We start from the raw sequence: 22,670 nt of genomic DNA on the forward strand, positions 1-22,670 counted from the left end.
ATTTGAATTCCTGAGCTCGCGTTCCTGATAGCTCGTGACGGCTCCTGAGAGCTCCTGAGAAAGGAAACACCCATGAGAAACATGTACCGCGGTGCCGCGTTCGCCCTGGTCACCGCACTCGCGCTGACCGCCTGCGGCAGCAGTGACGACGACAGCAATCCGCTGACGGGCAGCAGCGGCGACAGTGGCGACGGCAAGGCCATCGTCGTCGGCTCGGCGAACTTCCCCGAGAACCAGCTGCTTGCGGAGATATACGCCCAGGCCCTGGAGGACAAGGGGCTGAAGGTGACCCGCAAATTCGACATCGGAGCCCGCGAGGTCTACTACGACCAGGTGGTCAAGGGCGGCATCAGCGTCTTCCCCGAGTACAACGGCGCGCTGCTGGCGGTGGCGGTCGACCCGAAGAGCACCGCGACGGCCACCGACGAGATCAACGCCGAGCTGAAGCAGAAGCTGCCGAAGTCGGTGGAGATCCTCGACTCCGCCGCGGCCGAGGACAAGGACTCGGTCACCGTCACCGCTGATATCGCCGCCAAGCACAACCTCAAGACCCTCGCCGACCTCAAGCCCGTCGCGGGCGACATGACGATCGGCGGCGGCTCGGAGTTCAAGACCCGCAATCAGGGCCTGGTCGGCCTGAAGAAGATCTACGGAGTCGAGTTCGGGAAGTTCCAGCCGCTCGACGCGGGTGCCCAGAGCACACTGCTGAAGCTGCTCAAGGAGGACACGGTCCAGGCCGCGAACCTCTACACCACCGATCCCGCCATCATCGAGGACAAGCTGGTGGTGCTGGAGGACCCGAAGAACCTCTTCTCCTCCCAGAACGTCACGCCCCTCGTCTACAAGTCCGCGGTCAACGACGAGGCCAAGTCGGCGCTCAACGCCATCTCGGCCAAGCTCACCACCGAGGACCTGCTGGAAATGATGAAGAAGCTCGTCAACGACAAAGAGGACGCCAGCGCCGTCGCCGAGGAATGGCTGACGAAGGCCGGCCTCGCGAGCTGACCGGGCGGTTGTCCGGACCGGTTGTCCGGACCTGTTTGGAGCATTCGTGTCCGGGGCGGACGGTGCCGGTGGTGGATTCGGCCGCACGATCACCGTCCGCCCCAGCGCTCCTGGCACTACTGGCACCACGCGGGGGAGCTCGGGACTCGTACGACAGGCTGGGGGATCAAGGTGAGCGATACGGACGGAGCCGGAGCCGACGTCGGTGTCGACGGTGGCCCTGGTGCTGGTACTGGTACTGGCCGCGGTACTGACGTTGGTACGCCCCATGGGGTCGGCGCGTCCGCACGGCTGCACCAGCTCTTCGAGGGGCGTCGGCTGACGCCGACGCAGCGCCGCATCGCCCACTGCCTGGTCCGGCAGCCGGCGGCCGCACCTTTCCTGTCGAGCGTGGAACTGGCGCACCTGGCCGGGGTGAGTCAGCCGTCGGTGACACGTTTCGCGGTCACCCTTGGCTTCGACGGTTATCCGGCGCTGCGCAGACACCTGCGGGACCTCGCACCCGTCGGTACGGCCGCGGACGGACGGTCGACCAACCAGTATCAGCAAGCGGTACAGGCAGAGATCGACAATCTGAGTCATCTGGCGGCCCTGCTCGCCGACCCCGGGCCCGTGGAACGCGCGGGCCGACTGCTCGCCGCCTCCCGGCCGCTGCCGGTGCTCGGACTGCGCGCCTCCGCCGCCCAGGCACGCGGTTTCGCCTACTTCGCTGCAAAGGTGCACCCCGACGTGCGTCTGCTCGACGAGGGCGGCTCACTGCTCGCCGACCGCATCGACGCGGCCCGGCACGCCGGCGCGAGCGCACTCCTGTGCTTCGCGCTGCCGCGCCATCCGACCGAGGTCCTCGACGCGCTCGACCACGCCCGTGGCACAGGGCTGACCGTGGTGACCGTCGCCGACGGCACGTTCGCCCCGGTGGCCGCCCACAGCGACCTGCTCCTCCCGGCCGCCGTGGGCACCGGCCTGGTCTTCGACACGGTGAGCGCCCCCATGCTGCTCGGCCAGGTCCTCCTGGAGGCCATGTGCGACGGTCTGCCGGACGCTCAGGCCCGCTTGGAGGAGTTCGACGCGCGGGCGGCGGCACGGGGACTGTTCGTCAACTGAGCGTCTGACCTCTCGTACCGGACCGGAGGACAGGCGGGACAGGGGCAGAGCCAGGGTCAGGTGTCGCAGCCGACGCCGTCCCCGTCGCGGTCCAGATGCGAGGCGTAGCCGGGCTCCCCGAGATGCACGGGTGCGGCGCCGGCCGCGCGCGCCTCGCTGCAGTTGGCGTAGTACACGTCTCCGCCGCTCCCGCCGGAACCGCTGTCGTCGTCGGAACCGCCGCCCGCGGCCGGCTGCGCCGTGACGGTCGCCCTCACGGTCTTCGTCGCCCGCACAGTGACCGTGGCGGCGGGTTCCGGCTCGGCGGTCTCCGTCGCGGTCGCGGTCGCCGTGGCAGTGACGGTGACGGCCGGCTTCGGCTTGGCTGCCGCGAGGTCGGAGTCGGTTCCGCTACCGGCGCCGGCGCCTATGCCGATGAAGAAGGCGAGACCGAGGGCGGGCAGTACGTAGCGTTTGCGCGCCCACTTCGGGCTCGGGCCCACCGACGGTTGTGGCTGTGGTTGTGGAGCCCAGTGCGGATGTTGCGACACGAATCCCCCAAGGTTTTGCCCAGAAGGGACGAACGTATGGGGGCGGACCGGGCACGGCAGGCCGCATGGGCAACTGGTGGCCTAACTGTGATGAAAGTGTGAAGGGCCAGTTGTGGTGCGGAGTGGGGGATGGAGGGTGGGGGCGCTTCACTTGCCGCCCAACGGAACCCTTCGCGCGAGAACCTTGCGGTGGCTGATGCGCCAACCTCCGTCGCCGGCCACGATTGTGTCCTCGTACGTCACGCTGCCGCTCGTGCCGTCCGCGTTGATGCCGATCCCCTTGGACAGGGCGCGTACGCGTCCCTCGTCCAACTCGGCGAGGACAACGTTCGTGACGTGATGCCCGACCGGATTCGCCGACCCCAGAGCGAGCGAGGCTTCCCGGATCTCGGCGATTCCCGCCAAGGGCCGCTCCTGTCCGAAATCGCTGATGTCATAGATGACGTCAGCCGTGAACAGCTCGTCCAGCCGATCCAGTTCTCCAGCGTCGAACAAATGACCGTGCGTCGAGAGTAGTTCGGTGATGGCGGTACGGTCTTCGAGGCTGAGCGGCATGAGTGTCCTCTCGTCAACGTACGGTAGGGTTTACCTGCGTGTTCACGTGGAACTCCACGGTCGGGCACATCGGGACGTGGCGCAGCTTGGTAGCGCACTTGACTGGGGGTCAAGGGGTCGCAGGTTCAAATCCTGTCGTCCCGACAGTGTGAAGGGTCTTCGCAGGTGAAAGCCTGTGGGGGCCCTTTTCGTATGGGTCGTTTCCGATCTTCGAGGTTGAGCACGCCGCTCATAGGCGCCTTTACTCGGAGGTTTGCGAGGATGCCGCTGCTGGACCTGGACAAGATCACTGCGGAGCTGTCGACGACTTGGTCGGGCTTCCTGCGCGACTGGGACCGCTCACTGCGGTCGGGGAACTATCCGGAGACCACCCGGTACAACTATCTGCTGGCGGCCGCGCAGTTGGGCCGCTACCTGGGGGAGTATGCGCCGGATCCGGACGCCGATGACGCGGCCGAGGATCCGGTCGACGTCACGCGAGCGCACGTCGAGGCGTTCCAGGCGTGGATGATCGAGACGCGTTCGGCGTCGACCGCGCTGAACAAGCACAAAGCGCTGCAGCAGTTCTTCAAGTGGCTGATGCTGGATGAGGGCGAGATCGACCGGTCGCCGATGGAGCGGGTCCGGCAGCCGAAGATGCCGCAGAAGCTGGTCCCGGTCATCCGTGACGAGGAGACCACGAAGGTCCTCGGCACCTGCAAGGGTAGGGATTTCGTGCAGTTGCGGGACGAGGCGATCATCCGGCTGTACTGCAACACCGGAGCGCGCCTGTCCGAAGTCGGCAACCTGATGCTCGACGACATCGACCTGACTACCGAATCCGTCCACTACCACGGCAAGGGCAGCAAAGACCGGCGCGTGCGGTTCGGGCCGAAGACCGCGCGGGCCGTCAGCCGCTATCTGCGGGCCCGCGCCAAGCACAAGGCGGCCGACCTGCCGGATCTGTGGCTGGCCGAGCGGGGGATGCGGCCGCTGGCCCCCAACGGCATCAAGATCATGCTCAAGCGGCGGGGCCTCGCGGCCGGGCTGGCCAAGGTGCATGCGCACCGGTGGCGGCACACCTTCGCCCATGAATGGAAGCGCGCCGGCGCCGACACCGGCGACCTGATGCTGCTGCTCGGCTGGACCTCGCAGGAGATGCCCCGCCGCTATGGCGCCAGCGCCGCCGCCGAACGGGCCCAGGAAACCCACCAGCGGATCGGGGTTGGTGATCATGTCTGAGCCCGGAGTGATGCCGGTGCGGCGGTGCGCGGTGCGCGAGCAGCAGTTGGCCTTCCGCGCTGTCACCGTGATTGCGGGAGCGGTGGTGGGCCTGGCCTTCCTCTTCGGTTTCGGCAATGTGTGGACCTTGGCCTTGCGGCTGGGGGTGTCCGCCTGGGTGGCCCCGCTTGTCGCGCCGGCCGTGGACCTGTCGGTCCTGGCGCTACTGCTGGCGATCCGCTACCTCGCCCTCTATGACGCCCCTGCCGCGGCCTTGCGCCCGGCCCGCAGGCTGCTGCTCCTGTCCAGCCTGCTTACCCTCGCCCTGAACGTCACCGAACCGCTGCTCGTCGGTGCGTACGGGCGGGCGGGCTTCGACGCGGTCGGCCCGCTCCTGCTGATCGGCTGGGCAGGGGTCGGCCCCGGCCTGCTGCAGGCCATCAGCGGTATCCGCGCTGTCGCCACCGATGCGCCGAGTGCGCCGGCAGGCGGGCCTGGCCCCGCAGGCGGGCGGCTGCGCAGGGTGCAGGCGGGCGAGCCTGCCGTCCGGGCTGGCGAGGGTCAGGATCTTCTCGAGCGCGCCCGGGCGGAAGATGCCCGGCACTGGCAGACCCACCGGCGGCCGATCTCCGCTGAGACGCTCCGCAAGCGCCTGCATATCGGCGCCGCACGATCCCGCGCACTGGTCGCCGTCCTACGCGCAGGGAGCGCATCGGAAGTCGCAAACGGGCTCCACGCTGTGCCCCGCTAGGGGCAACTGCAGGCCGTGCGGAGACCGGGGCCGTGTGGCCTGCAGTGCCTGCCGGTCGGCTGTTTCAGGCTCATCGCCGCCGACCAAGGCACGTGGAGGGCACGGCGTCACGCCAACTGGATGGTTGCTGCAAGGGGCTTAGTAGCGGCTTAGTAACTTCTTAGTAGCTGCTGATCTGCCGACTTATGGCTGAGGCAGGATCTAACCGCCCCGGACGGCGGCTGCTGAAGGGCGAGGAGTCGGACGATACCGCCCACCGCAAGATGCGGGTCCGCGTCGAGCACACCTTCGCCAGGATGAAGGCCTGCACGTCCCTCGTTATTGCAGGCAGCGCGCCGGCGTCTCTTCCCGCGTGGTCCAGGCCGTCGCCTGGATGCACACCCCCGCCTTCGCCACGTGGCCGGAAGGTACCGAAAGCGCAGCTCGGGTCGCCTGCTCACGGCTTTCGATAACGCGCTTAAGGCAGCTTTAAGGCCGCTCTTCGAACTGCCATGGCTCGGAACTGACACCGCAGCATCCCAGGAACTGCACAGGTTCGAGCCCCCGGCAGGATTCGAACCTGCGCACACGGCTCCGGAGAGCATGCTCATGCCATGTCTATCTGGGTCTCTGACCTGCGGGGGAGTCTTGCTGGGTGTCTGATCTTCTTCGATACACACGCCCCTCACACGCAAAAGGCAGCAGCGAGGGAATCGTCCCCTGTGCAGTCCCCGGGGGGCGAAAGTGTGGATCACCAGCGGACCAAGTGCCCTGAGTCCTAGGGTACTTGCGTGGCAGAGGAGTCGAGGGGAAGACAAGCCGCTGAGGCGGCTGTGAGACTGTCGGCCGGCGCAAGCGGAGCAATCGTCGGCGGAGCCGTGGCAGGGCCTGTTGGCGCAGTCGCTGGTGCTATCACGCAGGAAGTGATCAGCGAGACAGCGCGGCGGTTGATTGGGTTGATAGTCAGGCGCAGGGAAGAGCAGGCGGCGCAAGTCTTGGTCGTCGCGGCTGATATTGCCAATGCCAGCATCGACCGCTTCTCTGAAACGATAGAGACCAGCCCTGAACTGCTTGCCCTGCTTTCCGAAACGGTTCAAGCCGCTATGGAGACCTCCCTGGAGGCCAAGATTTACGCGCTGGGACGCTGTCTCGCCAGTGGAGTCCAGGACGACACTAAAGTTGACGCGGAGCGGATTCGCGTTCGCGCCCTCGCGAGAATTGAGGCGCAAGAAGTCAAGCTCATGGCGCTGCTGAACGGGCAACCACGTCTGAGGCCCGCTGACACCCAGCGAGACATCCCTGGGAATGGGCGCTGGCAGGGCTGGCCGAGGACCGAGATACTTGGGCAGCTCCCCGGTTTTGATGACGTCTTGGACGCGTCGATTGCCCTGCTTGTAGCCGAAGGGCTTGCTGTTGACGGCGCAATCGGCGTATTCGGCGGGGGCGGACCTGACAAAGAACAGTGGATCCTCACTGGATTTGGTAAGGGCTGCCTCCGGCTCCTTCAAAGTGTCACACCCTCTACAGGCCCGTGATCTAGCCGGATAGTTGGGCATCTGAGCGTTGATGGAGTTGTCCGAGGTAAGTGCGGTGCCTCCATGTCCGCGATGACTCTGACGCAAGGTGATCAAGATGGCGCCCTGCCTAACCCGCCAAGAGGATCGGTTCGACAGTGGCGGCTTGAGGGCGCAACACAACGCCACCGCGCTAGATGCCACCTGTGCCGGGAACCGAGTCCCTCGCCGTCCGTCTTGCGCTAGGCTCTCGCTGCTGATCAGGGGGCTTAAAATGACTGACGATGATCACCTCGATTTCAGGGGTGGAACTTTTAGCGGACCATTTCGTGGCGTTCAGGTCAATGAGTACACCGGGGTGCCGAACAGCTTCAGGAGGCTGGGCATTGTTGTAGGGGTTGCGTGCACTACCTATGCAATTTTCATCATTGCCACTCTATTAACTGCTTCATCGACTGGTTCAGAAAGACTTCAGGGCGACACGGAGAAACTGCCCGTGGCCTGGATTGTGGGCATCCTGGCTCTTAGCTCTTTCGTCCTGCTCGCCGTCGGCGTTCCGTGGCTGATCACGCGACGGCAGTATATGAAGAATCAGAATGCGCGCTTCGCGGAAGCCTTGAAGGCGCAGAAGGAGTATGAACGCAATATTATAGAGAAGCTAAAGAAGGCCACCGAATTGGCCACCCTCATGGAACTCAACCAAGGGCAGATTGGCACCTACCACCGGATTGTTACAGAGCAAGCCGACAAGGCATTCAAGTCTTCCCGGGTGGCGATGGGTGTTGGATTGTTCCTCCTGGTGTGTGCTGCTTTCGGAGGGGTTTACGTGCCATTGGAGGAGATCCGCTGGTTCATCGGTGCTCTCGCCGCGTTCACCACTCTCCTGTCTGGCTATCTCACCAAAACATATTTGGCCATGTATAAAGAGTCGGTTGGCCAGTTGAACCGATACTTCGATCAGCCCGTTCTGAACAGCTACTATCTGACGGCCGAACGACTCGCTGAAAGCCTAGATGCCGAGCGTGCGACGGAAGTGCGGCAGCAGATCATTAACGAAGTTCTTGCGACCAGCTCGCGCATGGGTGGCAGGTCGGCTGGGCCGACCGAGGTAAAGCCTCCAAAGGCCGTACTAAAGGGTGGAAAGCCGAGCAAGCGGCGACCGAAGAAGCAGACCAGCTCCCGCAACCGTGATCAGGCGTGATCTGCATGGTTCTCCTCGTTGAACTCTGGGTCATGTGCCCTGCAGTGGTGTAGTCACTGGCCGAGTTGGTTGGGTTCGGTCGGGGGAAGCTGCGGGTCGTCCTCGGTTGGGTTGGCGGTGAAGAGTTCGGCCATGGAGCCTTCGGAGAGGTAGCGGCGGTCGAAGACCTGCCACTCGTCGTGGAGTTCGGCCAGGACCGCGGCGGCGAGCCGGTCCAGAGCCGCGGGGGTTGGGGAAGACCTGGACGACGTCGGCCCTGCGTTTGATCTCCCGGTTCAGCCGCTCCAGCGGGTTGGTGGACCAGATCTTCTTCCAGTGGGCCGGCGGGAAGTCCGCGAACGCGGTGATGTCCGTCGCAGCGTCCAGCAGCATCGTCTTGACCTGGGGGAACTGTCGTCCGAGCATGTCGGCGACCACGTCCAGCTGGGTGCGGACAGCCTCGGCGGTGGTCTGCGCGAAGATGGTGCGGATGGTGGCGGCGACCATCTCCGCGGAACCCTTCTCGATCACGCTGAAGACGTCTCGCACGAAGTGAACCCGGCACCTTTGCCAGGCGGCGCCGAGGAAGACGGTGCGGATCGCGGCCACCAGTCCGCTGTGGCTGTCGGAGATGACCAGCTGGACATTCTCCAGGCCGCGGGCCCGTAAGGACCGCAGGAACTTCGTCCAGAACGCCTTGGACTCGCTGTCGCCGCAGCTTCGCCGACGGCGACGGCGTCGGCGACATCGCCGGCCTTCGCACCCGCCTGCCCTACCTCAAGTCGCTCGGCGTGGACGCCCTGTGGATCAACCCCTGGTACAAGGCCCCGATGGCGGACGGCGGTTACGACGTGGCCGACTTCCGGGCCATCGACCCGCTGTTCGGCACGGTCGCCGACGCCGAGCGGCTCATCGAGGAAGCCCACCAGCACGGGATCCGCATCATCCCCGACATCGTGCCCAACCACACCTCCGACCAGCACGCCTGGTTCCAGGCGGCGCTGGACGCAGGCCCCGGCAGCCCGGAGCGCGACCGCTACGTCTTCCGGCCCGGCCGCGGCCCCGACGGCGCCCAGCCCCCGAACAACTGGGTCTCGTCCTTCGGCGGCCCGGCGTGGACCAGGCTGCCCGACGGCGACTGGTACCTCCACCTGTACGCCCCCGAACAACCGGACCTCAACTGGCAACACCCGGACGTGCACGCCGAGTTCGAGTCGATCCTACGGTTCTGGTTCGACCGGGGCGTCGACGGCTTCCGCATCGACGTCGCCCACGGACTCATCAAGGACCCCGGACTGCCCGACCTGGCACCGGAACAGACCGCGCACCCGCACCCGCACTGGGACCGCGACGAGGTCCACGACATCTACCGCACCTGGCGCACGGTTGCCGACGAATTCGCCGACGACCGGGCCTTCGTCGCCGAAGCCTGGGCCGACACCCCCGAACGCCTCGCCGCCTACGTCCGCCCCGGCGGCCTGCACACCGCGTTCAACTTCGACTTCCTGACGGCCAGTTGGGACGCCAAGGACCTCCGCGCGGTCATCGACGACTCCCTCGCCATGCTCGGGGCCGTGGGCGCGCCGGCCACCTGGGTGCTGTCCAACCACGACGTCATGCGCCACACCAGCCGTTACGCCCGCAAGACGGTTGCGCGGTGGGTGCCCAACGAGCGCTACCAGCCCCAAGGCCCCCCGGACCTGGAACTCGGCACCCGCCGCGCCCGCGCCGCAGCCCTGCTGATGCTCACTCTCCCCGGCGGCGCCTACATTTACCAGGGCGACGAACTCGGCCTGCCCGAAGTCGAGGACCTGCCCGAGTCCGTCCTGGAGGACCCCATCTGGGAACGCTCCGGCCACACCGACCGGGGCCGCGACGGCTGCCGCGTCCCGCTCCCCTGGTCCGGACAAGTGGAGCCGTTCGGCTTCAGCCCCGAGGACGCCTATGCCGCACCCTGGCTGCCGCAGCCCGCGGACTGGAGCGAGTGCACCGTGGAGGCACAGACCGGCGACGAGACCTCGATGCTGGAGCTGTACCGCACCGCCCTGAAGCTGCGCCGCGAGCACGACGCCCTTGGCGACGGCACCATGACCTGGCTCGACGCGCCCGCAGAAGTCCTCGCCTTCAGCCGCGACCCCGGCTTCGTCTGCGTGGTCAACCTCTCCGGTGAGCCGTACCAGCTGCCCGACCACACCTCGGTCCTGCTGGCCAGTAGTCCCGTCCAGGACGGCCTGCTGGCACCCGACCAGGCAGCTTGGGTCCGGGCATAGCAGCCCGTAGCAGGGTGTAACGGCCCCTCAATCAGCCAGGGTCTGTCCGGTGTCACTCCCCGCTGGCCGGGCAGGCCCTAGCCCCCCGGCGAGGCAGACGGCTAATCCTCGCTGCTCAGGCTGGGCAACTGGGCCTTGCCTGTGGCGGCAGGTCCGCCGCCGAGTCGCCGCTGACTCCGGCGAAACGGTCGTGGCACCGGTCTGCCGGCGTGATCCTCAGGAGCGCGGCGCCGTGTGTTCCTCGACGATCAGTCTCGCAGGTGCCCTAACCGATGCGATCCGGCCGTCGGTGCCCATGGCGACGTCGAGTTGTTCTCCGGCGAGGGTGAGTCCTGTGACGGTCAGTGCGCCGACGGGGAGTGTGCCTGTCGGGCGGAGGAGGAGGCGGCGGCCCGCGGGTACGTCGGGCTCCAGTCCGGTCAGCGCGGTCATGAGGGCGATGGCCGCTGCCGCTGACCAGGCTTGTGGCCGGCAGGCGGCCGGGTAGGGGACCGGTGCGGGGGTGTCCGCGCGGGCGTCGCCGCCCCCCAGTTCCGGCAACCGGCCTGATTTCGACGGCACCGCCATCACAGCGCGGGGCAACCCGAGGTCGATGACTGCAGCCCGCCTTACTGCGCTTGGAAGCGGTCTGCGCGCCGGGACGGGGCGCGTCGACCTGGAAGAAGAGGTGATCGGGCCGTCTCGTGGTGTGGGGCGAGGACGGAGCGGAGCAGGGCGCGGACGTATGCCTCGACCGGCATATTCGCGGCTGCGGCGACCGCCATGAGGGCATCGTGTTCAAGTGGGTCGAGAAGGACGTGCACGCGACGGCCGGGGGCAAGGCCGAGCGACTCTGGGGTGTAGGGCTGGCCCAGGCGCTCGGTGAGGAGTTCGGCCATCAGTGCGGGAACGGGCGGACGGGGCTTCTCCCCGTGTCGGATCCATCGGCCCACGCGGGAGCGGTCGACCGCGATGCTGCGGTGACCTTCTTGTTGAGCGCGGGCGTTGATGCGGCGGGCGGTCTCGCTGTTGCCCCAGCCGGCCCAGGCCAGGGCGAGGGCGAGCGGGTAGTTCGGAGTGCTCATAGCGCGCCCGTGGGGCGCACGAGGCTGGGCTGAGGCGTGGGGTGGTGTTGCGAAGGCGTTCGCAACATCGCAGGTCGTAGACGGTACACGAGGCGGGGCGGGACGGTGGCCGTGCGTCGCCCAACGAGGCGGTGCTGGTTGCGAGTTGAGGCGGCGCGAGCCGTTCCCGAGGAGGCTGTTTCATGGCAGAAACCGCAGTCCCGAAGATCACTCCGAGTGTGTCGACCGGCTTGCCGGTCGACCTGAGCCGGGCGTACTTCGTCGGTATCGGCGGCATGGGGATGCTGCCGGTGGCGCGGGTGTGTGCCGAGCGCGGATTCACCGTCTCCGGCAGCGATGCCCGGACGAGCGAGGGACTGGAGGTGCTCGCCGGTCTGGGCGTCACCGTGCACACCGGGCACGCCGAGGCGCAGGTGCCGGTGGATGCGAGCGCGGTCGTGTTCACGCACGCCGTCGGTGAGGACAACGCGGAGATCCGCGAGGCGCGGCGGCGGGGCATGCCCGTGGTGCACCGGTCGGCGGCGTTGAACGCCCTGATGGCCGACAGGACGGCGATCGGCGTGCTGGGGACGCACGGCAAGTCGAGTACGGCCGGGATGTTGGCGTTCGCGTTGAGCCGGATGGGTCAGAGCCCGTCGTACATGGTGGGTGCCGACCTCGAGGGCCCGGCCAGCGGCGGCCGCGCGGGCGGGAGCGGGTTCTTCGTCGCGGAGATCGACGAGTCGGACCGTACGCACATCGGCATGGTGCTGAACGTGGCGGTCCTGACGAACGTCACGCACGACCACCCGGAGAACTACGCCGCGCAGATCGATCACGTCGACGCGTACGAGGCGTGCGTGCGCGGCATCCGGCCGGGCGGCACGCTGGTGCTCAACGGTGACTCGCCCGGCTGCCGCGAGCTCGCGTCCCGTCTGGTGATGGCCGGGGACGGGCCGCGGATGGTGACGTTCGGGGTGTCGGCGTCGGCGGACTGGCGGCTGGCGGACGTGGTCAGCGCGGGCGGGCGTAGTACGGCGGTGCTGTGCGGGCCGGGCTGGCTGGAGTTCGAGCTGGCGGTGCGGGTGCCGGGCGTGCACCAGTTGCTGAATGCCGCCGGGGCCCTGGCCGCCCTGCACGTGCTGGGCCAGGACTGCGACGTGGCGGTGGAGCAGCTGGGCTCCTTCGAGGGTGTGCGGCGGCGCATGACTTCGGCCGGTGAGGCGGCCGGGGTGCGGGTGTACGACTCGTATGCCCACCACCCCGACGAGGTGACGGCGGATCTCGCGGCCGCACGCACCCTCGTCGGCGGGCAGGGCCGGGTACTTGCGGTGTTCCAGCCCTCCGGCGAGGTCCGGCTCGACGCGTTCGGTGCCGAGTTCGGGACGGCGCTGGCCGGCTGCGACGAGGTGGTGCTGACGGGCAGCGCCCGCGGCGTCCGGGAGAGGTCGCTGCAGGCGCTGTCCGGGTTCGTCCGCGAGGCCGGGGGCACGGTCCGGGCGGTGGAGATGGCCCGGGCCGAGGCGGTGGTCTGGGCGGCTGACGCGGCACGGCCGGGCGACGTGGTGGTGCTCATCGGCACCGGTGACCTGATCGAGTCCGGTCCGGTGCTCAGGGCCGCGCTGGTGGAGCTGGCCGCCGCGGCGGTCTAGGCGCCCGCCGTCCCGGGGTCCGGTTGCAGCAGTGCCTGGGCGAGCTGCTGCAACTGGACCCCGCGGCTTGCCTTGACGAGAACGACGTCGCCGGGCTGGAGGGTGGAGCGCAGTAGTTGCAGCGCGGTCTCCTGATCGGGCAGGTGTACGGCGTGAGCCCCGGCGTCGCTGGCGGCCTGCTGCATCCATCCGGCCTCGTCCCCTCCCACCACGATGACCTGGTCCAGGTTGAGCGTGGCCGCGTGGCGGCCGATGTCCTCGTGCGCGGTCCGTGCGTCGTCGCCCAGCTCGTTCATCCGGCCGAGCACGGCGATCGCGCGCTGGTCGCGGCCGCGGGCCATGGCGGCGAGGGCGTCGAGCGAGGAGCGCATCGAGTCGGGGTTGGCGTTGTAGGCGTCGTTGACGATGGTGACGTGGTCGGCCCGGGTGTGGGTCTCCATCCGCCAGGGTGACTGGGTGGTGGCGGCGGACAGGAGTTCGGCGATCTGGCCGAGGGGGAGTCCGGCTTCGCGGGCGACGGCAGCCGCGGCGAGGCTGTTGTGCACCTGCGGTCGGCCCACGAACTTCAGGTGCACGTAGGCGCTGCCCTCGGGAGTATGCAGGGTGTAGGACGGCTGGCCCTGCTCGTTGAGGGTGACGTCGGCGGCGCGGACGGTGGCCTCCGGGGCCAGGCCGTAGGTGACGATGCGTGCGCGAGTGCGGTTGGCCATCGCGCGCACAAGAGGGTCGTCGGCGTTGAGGACGGCGAGCCCGCCGCCGGGGAGGGCTTCGATGATCTCGCCCTTGGCTTGGGCGATGTTGTCGCGGCCGCCGAACTCGCCGACGTGGGCGGTGCCGACGTTGGTGACCACGCTGATGTGGGGCGGGGCGATGCGGGTGAGGTCGCGGATGTGGCCGATGCCGCGTGCGCCCATTTCCAGGACCAGGTAGCGGGTGGTCGGGTCGGCCATGGTGATGGTCAGCGGCAGGCCGATCTCGTTGTTGAAGGACTGCGGCGTGGCCACGGTCGGCCCAGCGGCGGGCAGGAGTTGGGCGATGAGGTCCTTGGTGGAGGTCTTGCCCGCCGAGCCGGTGATCGCCACAACCTGTGTGTTCGTGAGGGTGTGGCGCACGAGGTAGCGGCCCAGGCGCCCGAAGGCGGCCAGGACGTCGCCGTCGACGACGACGGAGGGGACGCCGACCGGGCGGGTGGTCAGGGCCGCGATGGCGCCGTTCTTGACGGCGGCATGAGCGTAGTCGTGGCCGTCGGCGGTGTTCCCCGACAGCGCGATGAACAGCGCGCCCGGCCTGGCTTCGCGCGAGTCGAACACGGCTGGCTGGTCGACGACGACATGCGGGTCGGGGGCGTCGGCGAGCCGTCCATCGACGGCCTCGGCGATGGTCGACAAGAGCATGGGCTGCACAGTGTTCTCCCTGGTCAAGTGATCGGTGTGGACGCTACCGGTCCCGCGGACGCAATGCCCGTTACGACGGGGGCGTGCGTGGGGGTGTGCCGTGGGGGACGGCGCAGCTCGAGTGAGAGGCCACGGCCGCCGAAGAAGTCGCCGAACAGGCCCGTGGGCAGGGTGGCTTCGCGGGCGTTCGGGGTGTGGCCGGAGGGGTTGCGGAACGTGATGTCGTCCTTGTGGCGGCCGATGGCGAGGACGAGGTGGCCGCCGCGCCGCTCAGGATCGGTCTCGGGGCGGCGGATCTCCTTGGAGACCGAGGCCATCACCATGCGCCCCGAATCGAGCAGGTCGACGAGCTCGCCCAGGTCGAGCGTGCCGTGCACCGTCACCGGCAGGTCGTGGGTGTCGTGCGCGTACGTCGCGAACGGCGCGTAGATCAGGCCCTTCACCGTGCCGTCGTCTTGCTTGACGTACCCGCCGTACTGGCGGGCGCCGGCCAGGAGTTGGAAGAGGCTCGGCGCCTGGCCATCGCGGTGCAGGAGTGCCATGCGCAGGCAGGCGATACCGCACATGTGGCGACACCAGCGGCCATACGCCGCCTGGGAGGGTGCGCCGGTCATCTGCCAGTTCGGGTCATCGGCGGGGTCGTACCCGTCGTAGGCGATCGGGCCGATCAGATCGGCGGTGGCGTACTGGGTGACGATCGGCACCGGATGGTGGATGAGAGCGGGGGTGTGCGTGTCAGCGCAGCACAGGGGCGGCATGGGGCGGGGTCTCCATTCGGTTCATGGCGATGTCCAACAGGGTGCGGTACGTGGTCCAGCCGACGTTGCCGCCGGAGACGACCACGCCGATCGGGCCATCCGGAAGGCGGTCGGTGGCCTGCAGTAGTCCGGCGAGCGCGACCGCGCCGGACGGCTCAGCCACCAGGCGGAGGTGGTGCCACAGGTAGGCCATCGCCTCGGATATCGCGTCCTCGGGGACGGTGATGATGTCGGTGAGCAGGCGCTGGTTGACCTCGAAGGGGATGCGGGCGGGCTCCGCGTGGCCGAGCCCGTCGGCGATGGTGACCGGCGGCGGGATGCGGATGCGGCGGCCGATGCGCAGGGAGCGGTGGGTGTCGTCGGCGACGGTCGGCTCGACCCCGAACACCTGGAATTGCGGGTCGTGGCCGGTCGCGGCGAGCGCGGTGCCCGCTGCGAGTCCGCCCCCGCCCACGGGTACGAGAATCGCCACCAGGTTGGGGACCTCCTGGAGCATCTCCCAGGCGACCGTGCCCGCCCCGGCGATGACCCGTTCGTCGTTCGCGGAGGGCACGATCGCCAGGCCGTGACGGCGGGCCAGCTCGTGGACCAGGGCTTCGCGACGGCCGGTGTACCGGTTGTAGGTGACGATGCGCGCCCCGAGGGCCTCGATCGCCTGCCTCTTCACGGCGGGCACGTCCTCGGGGACGACCACGGTGGCCGGCACCTCGTACAGGTGGGCAGCCATCGCGAGGGCGGCGGCGTGGTTGCCGGAGGAGGCGCCGATGACACCGCGACGCCGGTCCTTGGCGCCCAGAGCAGTCAGCGCGTTGTACGCGCCGCGCACCTTGAAACTGCCGGTGAGCTGTTGGTTTTCCGCCTTCACCCACACCCTGCGGCCCACCTGCTGGTCCAGGGCCGTCGAGGTGAGCATGGGCGTGCGTACGGTGACACCGCGCAGGGACTCAACGGCGTGCAGGACGTGAGTGAGCGTCATCGTCACGGGAGGGGCCTCGTCTTCTACGGGCGTGCGCGGCGGTCGATGTTCGCGCCGCGCAGGATGTGCAGCAGCAGTTCCTCGTACGAGATGCCGTCGGCGCGCGCCATGCGGGCCAAGTTCCCTCCTTGCGACAGGCCGGGCAGTGTGTTGGCCTCCAGCCACCACGCCTGATTGTCATCGCTGACGACGAAGTCGTGCCGCGAGTGCGAGGAGCAGTGCAGTCCTCGGTGAGCAGTCTCGGCCTGGCGCTGTAGATCTTTCAGAGTCTCGGGGCTGACCCGCGCCGGGCAGTGGTAGTCGCACGCGGCGGTGCCACGTTTCGCGGCGTACGAGTACACGCCGTTGGGTGTCTGGGCCTCCAGGGGCGGCAGCACGTGGACAGCACCGAGGGGGTCCTCCAGGACGCCGACGCTCACGGACCGCCCCGGGTGGAACGCTTCCGCCATCAGCTCTCCCTCGGCGACGTCCAGAAGCGCGACGGCGAGACTTTCCACGGTCGTGGCCACCTGCAACCCGATCGAGCCGCCTTCACTGACCGGTTTCACGATCACTGGCAGGCCGACGAGTTGCTCGATGCGTGCGGCCTCGTCTTCGGCCGTAGCCGTAGGGGCGATCCTGACCCCTCTGGGAACACGGCCGCCGGCGGCCGCGACTAACGTCTTCGAGTGGAGCTTGTTCATGCCGACGGCGGAGGCCAGTACGCCGGAGCCGGTGTAGGGGACGCCGAGCGTCTCCAGTAGCCCTTGCAGACGGCCGTCTTCCGCTCCGCGGCCTGCAATGGCGAGGAACGCCACGCCGACGCCGTCCAGACCATCGAGCAGCTCCTCGCGTTCCGCGAGGTCGAGGGAGCGGGTCTTGATGCCCATGTCCGCCAGGGTGTCGGCGACGGTGGTGCCGGACAGGAGGGAACGATCGCGCTCCTGTGACCAGCCACCGGTGACCACGGCAACGGGTTGGGTGAACTCGTCTGGGCGGAAGGGGGCGATGCGCATGGTGATCTCCAGGTTCTGCTCGGCGAACGCTGCCGCGTCGGGGCCGAGATAGCGGCTGAGGGGGTCGATCTGCCGTCCGGCAGGCTCGACGCAGAGCCCCGGGTCCGGGCGGGACACACGGCCTTACATCAGGCCGTGGCGATTCGGGTCGGTACAGCCACCCGTGGTGGTGCCACAGTGGACACAGCCCTGACCACCGGATCCGTTTTGCTCCGTCCCGATGCGTTCCTGTCGTCCGGAGAGGCGGTCGGTCCAGGCATCGGGGTCGGCGATCTCCCCGTCGGTGGGCAGCAGAGTTGCGTCCTTCCACACCCGATTGACCAGGTCGGTGCCGCCCACTTCGACGGTGTGTGCGATGAGGCGGGCTCCCTGCTCGTACAGTGCGCGGGGCGGGCGGAGTCGGCGGATGCGCGGGGTACGCTCGTGGAGCCGGTAGCGCAAGGACCGCCGGGCCTGCGTGCGGTGATCGGTCGGCTCACCGAATAACCGCTCCGTGACCTGCTGGTCGGCCCATTGGGCGTGTCCCTCGGCGATGGCCACGACGCCGTTCGGCCTGATCTCCCTCAGGCGGGCGAAGTAGGTTCGCCACACCACGCCGCTCCGGGCCTCGGCTTGCAGCTGGTGGACCAGCTCATGAGCAACCACCTGGTGGAGAAGGGGCTCGTCGGCCACCCCGCCGTGGTGCAGGGCCCGGGGTGCGATGATCGTCTCGCTCTGGCCGTCGGCAGCCTTCACGGTGATGGCGAGCATCAAGGGCCAGACCAGGACCGGGACAACACTGGTGACCTTGAGAGCGGCACGTACGCGGTTGATCTCCTCGGGTAGATCCACCAGGTCGGCGACGTCGCGGGCCAGGGCGCGCTCCCGGTTCTGCCGGAACTCGTCCCGCCACATCGTCGGGGTCACCAGGCGGAAACGGACCTCCGGCGGGAGACAGAGACTGGTGGTCTCCTCCACTATCGGGGCCACCGTATGCAGGATCGCAGAGATCCGTTCGCCCAGGTCGGAGTGGCGGCGGGTGGCGGCGAGAATGGTGAATACGGTCACTGGTGGTCCTGTCAAGAAGTGGTTGGTCTGGTCGGTGTGGTTGGGCCCTTCGCTCCCCGGGCCACCGTCATGCCCCGGGGAGCGAAGGGGGGTCTTGTGCTGCATGTCGCGCCCCCGCCGCCGAGCGGGGAGCCAAGGCCAGGCCTCGACGGCGGGGTGTGGTGCCCGCGCGCGACGACGGGTCCGAGGTGATCACCGTCGTCGCGCGCGGAGATCAGAAGGTTGCGCTCGACGCCGCTCCGAGGAGCGTTTCGTGAGGCACGGGCCCGGGGCGGAAATGGTCGAGCAACTCCCGCAGAGGGGCCGGGGGCACGATCCGGTCGCGCCGAAACGGCCGCAGCCAGTACGCGCCGGGCGGTCTCGTCTGGTCCAGCGGCGGCAACACGACCTGGCGAGGCCGGCCCAGACACGCGGCGTACCGGTGCGGCTGCCACCGGTCACTCGTGCCAGGCGCGACCAGCCATACAAACAACGACCGTGCGGGGTCCTCGAAGACCGGGCCGCAGGCATCGACCGGGCCGCCGTCTTCGCGCTGCACTTCGTCTAGTGCGTTCACGACTGAGCACGCGTCGGGGCCGTTCGCGGTGATCACAGCATCGAACAGGTTTCCGCCCAGCGGGAGTTGAAGGGGGCTCCCATGCTGCAGGTCCTGGAGGCCTCTGACACGAGTGCCGAGATCAGCAAATTCGCGGTTGACCTCGTCAGGCCGGATCGTGAAGGCGCGAGGCTCGAACCGAACTGCCTCCGCGGGCGGTATCTCCCGGCCCGGGTCAACGTCGCGGCGAGGGAGCTGTGTCGCCATCACTCCGGCACCGCCTGAGTGGGCGGGAGCAGGGCTGTGACGGACTTGCCCGGGAGGGTCCCTCCGTCGTTGTCCGTTGCGGGGCCGTAGGAGATACGAGCTCCGAAGTAGCGCGCCCACCACAGGCCCCGAGGACGCCCATTCAGGTCAGGCTCCCAGCTGATCGCCTCGTGGAAGTTCGGGAAGTCCTTGCGCTTGTCGCTCACTTCAAGAAGGAGTTCGTTCGTCCGGAGGATGAACACGCGCACCCTGATCTTGTCGCCTGTGTACGTGTCCGAGTGCTGGACGGCGTTGTCAACGAGCTTGCTGAGCACCTCGGTTGCTGAGTGGATATGCGCGAAACAGCTCGCGGCGGTCAGGCGCCACCGCAGTTGGATGCGTGCTGTCCGGCTGGCTTGCGGAGTCGCGTCGAAGGACGTCGTCCACGCCCACACCGGGTCCTCAGGGATGGGAATGGGTAGCGGAATCAGGACCGCGCAGTCTTCCTGCTCGCTGGCCGCCGAGGCTTCGGACGGGGCCTCCGGTTGAGCTGAGCGCGCTGGGAATCGCGCTACGGACGAGGACATCGGGGGATCTCCGGGGTCGATGAGGGAGCCGTGGGCGGGGGCGAGTGTCGGCGTCGAGCGTGGATGGGAACCTCGCACCAGGAGACGGTGCCGTCCTTGCTGAAACCCCAGGTGCCGCCAAGGTCCGCGACAAGAAGGTCAACCAGCAACAGTCCGCGCCCGCCTTCTGCCTCCGGGCCGACCGGCTGTGGCGAAGGAACGGCCGAGGGCGACCAGTCGAGGACCTCGAGGCGGACCCGGTCATGCGATTGCATCCGGCCTCGGAGCCCGATCGACCCGGCTTCGCCGTACAGGATTGCGTTCGTGCACAGCTCCGAGACCACGCTGCGAAGAGCTTCCACCCGGGGAGCCGGCATCCGGCAGACGTGCCTCAACCATGCTGTCGCGATGCGCCGTGCGAGCTCAACGCGAGATGGCTCAGCGAGGATCGCGACGTCGAAGGACGGGATTACGTCCGTGGGCCCATGCTGAGGTCGACGCGACGGCGCTTCCATCAAGCTGGTTGTTCCGTCAGGTCTGGGCGGCATGGGGGACTCCCTGGTTCACGATTGTGCTCGGACTTGCACTCTCAGCGAAGGTTGGCGCTCAGCGTTCCCCCGGCCCAGGTAGCTCCGCCATGTCTCAATGGGTGGCCTCTGGACCACTTCTGAGCGACAGGAGTGGCCTCGGGGTAGCTTTGAAATGGCTTCTATCCAGGCCTTGTTGTGACGGCGCTGCTTGGCGGTATCCCCTTCCCAGGAAGGGATCGATCCGCAGGCACGCCGCAGGACGGCGGCACCGAACACTGGGGGCGATATGGGCGATGGGCCGAAGACACTGCTGAAGTGGCTGGTCGATCGGGACAAAACGTCCTACCGCCGGTTCAACAAGGAGTTCACCGACATCGGGGTCAAGCTCTTTGGCAGGAGCCCAGACAACCCGACCTGCGGTGAGAGCCAGTTCCGGCGCTGGACTGGCGGCAGGCTCGTGGGCCTGCCCAGCGCCGAGACCTGCGAGATTCTTGAGGCCATGTTCCCCGGCTATACCGCGGACCAGCTGTTCGGGCCCCCGTCCACGGCCGTCGATCCCCAGGCACCCGCGTACAACCTGGAAGAACGAATCCAAATGACCGCACGTGAAGCCCATGAGAGCGCCGATGCGACCGCTACGGCCTCCATCTCCGACAACACCATTGACGAGATCCGCGACCAAGTGGTGACCCTCGCCCGGGGGTACCACAGCATCACCCCGCTGAAGGCGTTCGATAAGGCCGACGCGCTACGGCAGGAAGTAGAGCGTCAACGGGACAGGACGCAGGTCCCTGCGCAGCAACAGCAGCTACTGATCCTGAACGGCCAGGTAACGGCACTGTTGTCGGCGGCCGCATTCAACTTGGGCTACCTCACGAGCGCGAGGAGCTTCGCTCGGACCGCTGCGATGTACGCGGAGACCTCGAGGTTTGACCCGTTGCAGGCGTTCGCTGACGGTGCCCTGGCCTATATCGCGTACCACACAGGTGAGACCACCGAGGCTGTGGCCAAGGCCAATCGTGCTCTCGTGCACGGCGGTCTTGGTGACGTTGCGCGGCATCGCCTGTACGCGATCCAAGGCCGCGCCTACGCTCACCTGGGCGACGTGGAATCCGCGCAGCACGCAATCCGTCTCTCCGAGGAGGCGGGCCGCGACCAGCGTGACGATCTACACGACACGGTGGGCGGAGAGTTCGGCTTCTCTGCCGAGCGGTTGGCCATGTCCAACAGCACTACAGCACTCCTCATCGGAGACAGCGGCCAAGCCGAAGCCTCAGCACGCCGCGCGCTCGTGCTTCTCGCCCAGAAGCCGCAGGAAGCGCAGTCCACGCACGTCCTGGGCAGCGCAGCCGCCGACCTTGCCCTGGCACGCCTTGCGTCCAACGACGTCGAAGGCGCGGCCGAGGCACTGGAGCCGGTATGGGACATCCCCGGTGACGAGCGCATGACCGGCATCGTGGTACGCACGGCTCGAGTGCGCCTGCACCTTTCTCAACCCACGTACCACGGAGCTCAGCTCCCTCGGCAATTGTGTGAGCGCATCGAGGACTTCACACGCGTCTCCCCGCCGTACCGGCTCGGTCCGCACGTAGGACTGCTTGCTCTAGAAGCCTGATCACAACGAGGCGAGGATCTTCGCCTCCTTCTCCGCCGCGATCCCGTGTGCCCCCCACCTTGGGTGGTCCACGGGACGCCCCTCGTCAGCCAACCACGCCCATGTGTCTCGGATCGTCTCCGTGATCGGTCGGCATCGCAGACCGGCAGCTGCCGCTCGACTGGAATCAACCGACCACACGCCTGCGTGCGTACGCCACAAGGGCAGCTCGGTCCATTGGGCCACCCCCTTCTCCGCCAAGATCTCCGGCTGCACCCACTCCAAAGACCCCACGCTGCTCGTCACGGACACGCACTCCCTCAGGAAGTCGCCGAAGGTGATCCCTTCCGGATGGGTGACGTTGTAACCGCCGCTGCCCGTAGCTGCGGCCTGGTCCAAGGCGAAGACCGCCACATCGCGGACGTCGACGGGTTGGATGCGCCGGTCGGCTGGAGCGGGAGCCAGGATGGGTCCCCCCTGTTTGGTCCTGGTCAGCCACCACGGCAGGCGGCCGACGTACTCCCCAGGGCCGAGGATCACGCCCGGGCGCAAGAAGACAGCTCGCTCGCCGAACGCTTCGAGTACCGCTCGTTCCCCGCCGGCCTTCTGGAACCCGTACTTGGTAGGACTTCCGTCCTCGCCTGTGTAGCCGTACGTCTCATCAGCGTCTGACGGGCATTCCAGGAGCGCCGAGTTGTCGGTGAGGTGCTGGTGAGGCCAGCCGGCGTAGACGGAGACCGTGGAGATGTGCACCCATCGCGCAACCTTCTCGCGAAGGACCGTCGAGGCGAGCAGGACGTCACGCGGCGCGAGATCCGAGCTGGAGGTGTCGATCACCGCGTCCCACGGTCCGTGCTCGGCCAGGCCGTGGATGTCGCCGGGCACAGTTCGGTCGCCACGTACCGTCTCCGCCCCTGCGATGTCTTCCGCTGAGCGGCCCCGGTTGAACGTGGTCACCGACCACCCTCGGGCGATCGCCCCCTCAGCGATGCACCTGCCCAGAAACCACGTTCCGCCCATAATCAAAAGCCTCATGTACCTGATCGTGCCCGCCAAGGCCCGATAGCGGAAGCGGGGCAGGCGACTCCTCAGCGCGGTCTGCTCAGACTCATGGTGATCCTCAGCTTGGCGTTTAACGTCGCAGGTCACTCGACCTGCTGAGATCCTCGGAAACCGGCGGCACGTGACGCGGCCGTTCTTCACGCTTCGAGATGTCGAGTAACGAAGCACGAAAGAACGGCCGCTG

20 protein-coding genes, 1 tRNA gene and 2 pseudogenes are annotated in these 22,670 nt (G+C 67.9%); 10 read left to right on the plus strand and 13 right to left on the minus strand.

All coding sequences use genetic code 11. The features are described 5' to 3' along the window. Window positions 1-81 precede the first annotated feature (81 nt). Together ACTWQR_RS47525 and ACTWQR_RS47530 are read left to right on the plus strand one after the other, a co-directional pair. Window positions 82-1,005 (plus strand): glycine betaine ABC transporter substrate-binding protein, encoded by a 924-nt coding sequence (locus ACTWQR_RS47525; RefSeq protein ID WP_443233580.1) that lies wholly within the window; start codon window positions 82-84, stop codon window positions 1,003-1,005. Between the two features lie 291 nt (window positions 1,006-1,296). Then, on the plus strand, window positions 1,297-2,109 hold the full coding sequence (locus tag ACTWQR_RS47530) for a MurR/RpiR family transcriptional regulator (protein ID WP_443233581.1): 813 nt from the start codon (window positions 1,297-1,299) through the stop codon (window positions 2,107-2,109). A gap of 56 nt (window positions 2,110-2,165) precedes the next feature. On the opposite strand, the gene ACTWQR_RS47535 is transcribed toward ACTWQR_RS47530, so the two are convergent. Both ACTWQR_RS47535 and ACTWQR_RS47540 read right to left on the minus strand, forming a co-directional pair. Further along, window positions 2,166-2,591: an excalibur calcium-binding domain-containing protein gene (locus ACTWQR_RS47535; RefSeq protein ID WP_443233560.1), complete on the minus strand. Its 426-nt coding sequence runs from the start codon at window positions 2,589-2,591 to the stop codon at window positions 2,166-2,168. A 195-nt stretch (window positions 2,592-2,786) separates the two neighbouring features. Next, window positions 2,787-3,194, minus strand: coding sequence for a nuclear transport factor 2 family protein (locus ACTWQR_RS47540; protein ID WP_443233561.1), 408 nt, complete (start codon window positions 3,192-3,194; stop codon window positions 2,787-2,789). Between the two features lie 70 nt (window positions 3,195-3,264). Here ACTWQR_RS47540 and ACTWQR_RS47545 point away from each other — a divergent pair. The 5 genes from ACTWQR_RS47545 to ACTWQR_RS47565 all read left to right on the plus strand — a co-directional run bounded on the left by ACTWQR_RS47545 (window position 3,265) and on the right by ACTWQR_RS47565 (window position 7,839). Further along, window positions 3,265-3,338, plus strand: a tRNA-Pro gene (locus tag ACTWQR_RS47545). A gap of 117 nt (window positions 3,339-3,455) precedes the next feature. Next, window positions 3,456-4,415 (plus strand): tyrosine-type recombinase/integrase, encoded by a 960-nt coding sequence (locus ACTWQR_RS47550; RefSeq protein WP_443233562.1) that lies wholly within the window; start codon window positions 3,456-3,458, stop codon window positions 4,413-4,415. Next, the gene (locus tag ACTWQR_RS47555; RefSeq protein ID WP_443233563.1) at window positions 4,408-5,145 is read left to right on the plus strand and encodes a DUF2637 domain-containing protein; all 738 of its coding nucleotides are present in this window, start codon (window positions 4,408-4,410) and stop codon (window positions 5,143-5,145) included. The genes ACTWQR_RS47550 and ACTWQR_RS47555 overlap by 8 nt, the downstream gene beginning before the upstream one ends. A 902-nt stretch (window positions 5,146-6,047) precedes the next feature. Then, window positions 6,048-6,659, plus strand: a complete 612-nt coding sequence (locus ACTWQR_RS47560) for a hypothetical protein (protein ID WP_443233564.1) — start codon at window positions 6,048-6,050, stop codon at window positions 6,657-6,659. Between the two features lie 253 nt (window positions 6,660-6,912). Beyond that, the gene (locus ACTWQR_RS47565; protein WP_443233565.1) at window positions 6,913-7,839 is read left to right on the plus strand and encodes a hypothetical protein; all 927 of its coding nucleotides are present in this window, start codon (window positions 6,913-6,915) and stop codon (window positions 7,837-7,839) included. A gap of 53 nt (window positions 7,840-7,892) precedes the next feature. Here ACTWQR_RS47565 and ACTWQR_RS47570 read toward each other — a convergent pair. Further along, window positions 7,893-8,532, minus strand: a pseudogene (locus ACTWQR_RS47570) (IS256 family transposase); the annotation flags it as partial. Here ACTWQR_RS47570 and ACTWQR_RS47575 point away from each other — a divergent pair. Next, window positions 8,532-10,088, plus strand: a pseudogene (locus ACTWQR_RS47575) (glycoside hydrolase family 13 protein); the annotation flags it as partial. The pseudogenes ACTWQR_RS47570 and ACTWQR_RS47575 sit on opposite strands and share 1 nt — an antisense overlap. Window positions 10,089-10,304: 216 nt before the next feature. Here ACTWQR_RS47575 and ACTWQR_RS47580 read toward each other — a convergent pair. Both ACTWQR_RS47580 and ACTWQR_RS47585 read right to left on the minus strand, forming a co-directional pair. Continuing rightward, the gene (locus tag ACTWQR_RS47580; protein WP_443233566.1) at window positions 10,305-10,628 is read right to left on the minus strand and encodes a hypothetical protein; all 324 of its coding nucleotides are present in this window, start codon (window positions 10,626-10,628) and stop codon (window positions 10,305-10,307) included. A 68-nt stretch (window positions 10,629-10,696) separates the two neighbouring features. Next, window positions 10,697-11,152 carry a hypothetical protein gene (locus ACTWQR_RS47585; RefSeq protein ID WP_443233567.1) on the minus strand — a complete coding sequence of 152 codons (456 nt, stop codon included), beginning with the start codon at window positions 11,150-11,152 and terminating at the stop codon, window positions 10,697-10,699. Between the two features lie 182 nt (window positions 11,153-11,334). On the opposite strand from ACTWQR_RS47585, the gene ACTWQR_RS47590 reads away from it, so the two are divergent. Next, a complete protein-coding gene (locus ACTWQR_RS47590) occupies window positions 11,335-12,783 on the plus strand; it encodes a UDP-N-acetylmuramate--L-alanine ligase (RefSeq protein WP_443233568.1) in 1,449 nt (482 codons plus the stop codon). Here the strand turns inward: ACTWQR_RS47590 and ACTWQR_RS47595 are convergent. The 7 genes from ACTWQR_RS47595 to ACTWQR_RS47625 all read right to left on the minus strand — a co-directional run bounded on the left by ACTWQR_RS47595 (window position 12,780) and on the right by ACTWQR_RS47625 (window position 19,848). Beyond that, complete coding sequence (locus ACTWQR_RS47595; RefSeq protein ID WP_443233569.1) at window positions 12,780-14,177, minus strand: UDP-N-acetylmuramoyl-tripeptide--D-alanyl-D-alanine ligase; 1,398 nt, start codon at window positions 14,175-14,177, stop codon at window positions 12,780-12,782. The two genes, ACTWQR_RS47590 and ACTWQR_RS47595, sit on opposite strands and share 4 nt — an antisense overlap. A 23-nt stretch (window positions 14,178-14,200) precedes the next feature. Further along, on the minus strand, window positions 14,201-14,935 hold the full coding sequence (locus tag ACTWQR_RS47600) for a C39 family peptidase (protein WP_443233570.1): 735 nt from the start codon (window positions 14,933-14,935) through the stop codon (window positions 14,201-14,203). Then, window positions 14,913-15,911, minus strand: a complete 999-nt coding sequence (locus tag ACTWQR_RS47605) for a threonine/serine dehydratase (RefSeq protein WP_443233571.1) — start codon at window positions 15,909-15,911, stop codon at window positions 14,913-14,915. The genes ACTWQR_RS47600 and ACTWQR_RS47605 overlap by 23 nt, the downstream gene beginning before the upstream one ends. A 23-nt stretch (window positions 15,912-15,934) precedes the next feature. Further along, window positions 15,935-17,023 (minus strand): D-alanine--D-alanine ligase family protein, encoded by a 1,089-nt coding sequence (locus ACTWQR_RS47610; protein ID WP_443233572.1) that lies wholly within the window; start codon window positions 17,021-17,023, stop codon window positions 15,935-15,937. Window positions 17,024-17,029: 6 nt separating this feature from the next. Continuing rightward, window positions 17,030-17,953, minus strand: a complete 924-nt coding sequence (locus tag ACTWQR_RS47615; protein ID WP_443233573.1) for a zinc-dependent metalloprotease — start codon at window positions 17,951-17,953, stop codon at window positions 17,030-17,032. Window positions 17,954-18,754: 801 nt separating this feature from the next. Next, complete coding sequence (locus tag ACTWQR_RS47620; RefSeq protein ID WP_443233574.1) at window positions 18,755-19,069, minus strand: hypothetical protein; 315 nt, start codon at window positions 19,067-19,069, stop codon at window positions 18,755-18,757. A gap of 236 nt (window positions 19,070-19,305) precedes the next feature. Beyond that, window positions 19,306-19,848: an ATP-binding protein gene (locus ACTWQR_RS47625; RefSeq protein WP_443233575.1), complete on the minus strand. Its 543-nt coding sequence runs from the start codon at window positions 19,846-19,848 to the stop codon at window positions 19,306-19,308. Window positions 19,849-20,116: 268 nt separating this feature from the next. Between ACTWQR_RS47625 and ACTWQR_RS47630 the strand changes: the two genes are divergently transcribed. Beyond that, the gene (locus ACTWQR_RS47630; protein WP_443233576.1) at window positions 20,117-21,445 is read left to right on the plus strand and encodes a DNA-binding protein; all 1,329 of its coding nucleotides are present in this window, start codon (window positions 20,117-20,119) and stop codon (window positions 21,443-21,445) included. On the opposite strand, the gene ACTWQR_RS47635 is transcribed toward ACTWQR_RS47630, so the two are convergent. After that, window positions 21,446-22,459: an NAD-dependent epimerase/dehydratase family protein gene (locus tag ACTWQR_RS47635; protein WP_443233577.1), complete on the minus strand. Its 1,014-nt coding sequence runs from the start codon at window positions 22,457-22,459 to the stop codon at window positions 21,446-21,448. Window positions 22,460-22,670 lie beyond the last annotated feature (211 nt).

The sequence above is a fragment of the Streptomyces sp. 2A115 genome (assembly GCF_052245575.1).
Lineage (GTDB): Bacteria > Actinomycetota > Actinomycetes > Streptomycetales > Streptomycetaceae > Streptomyces.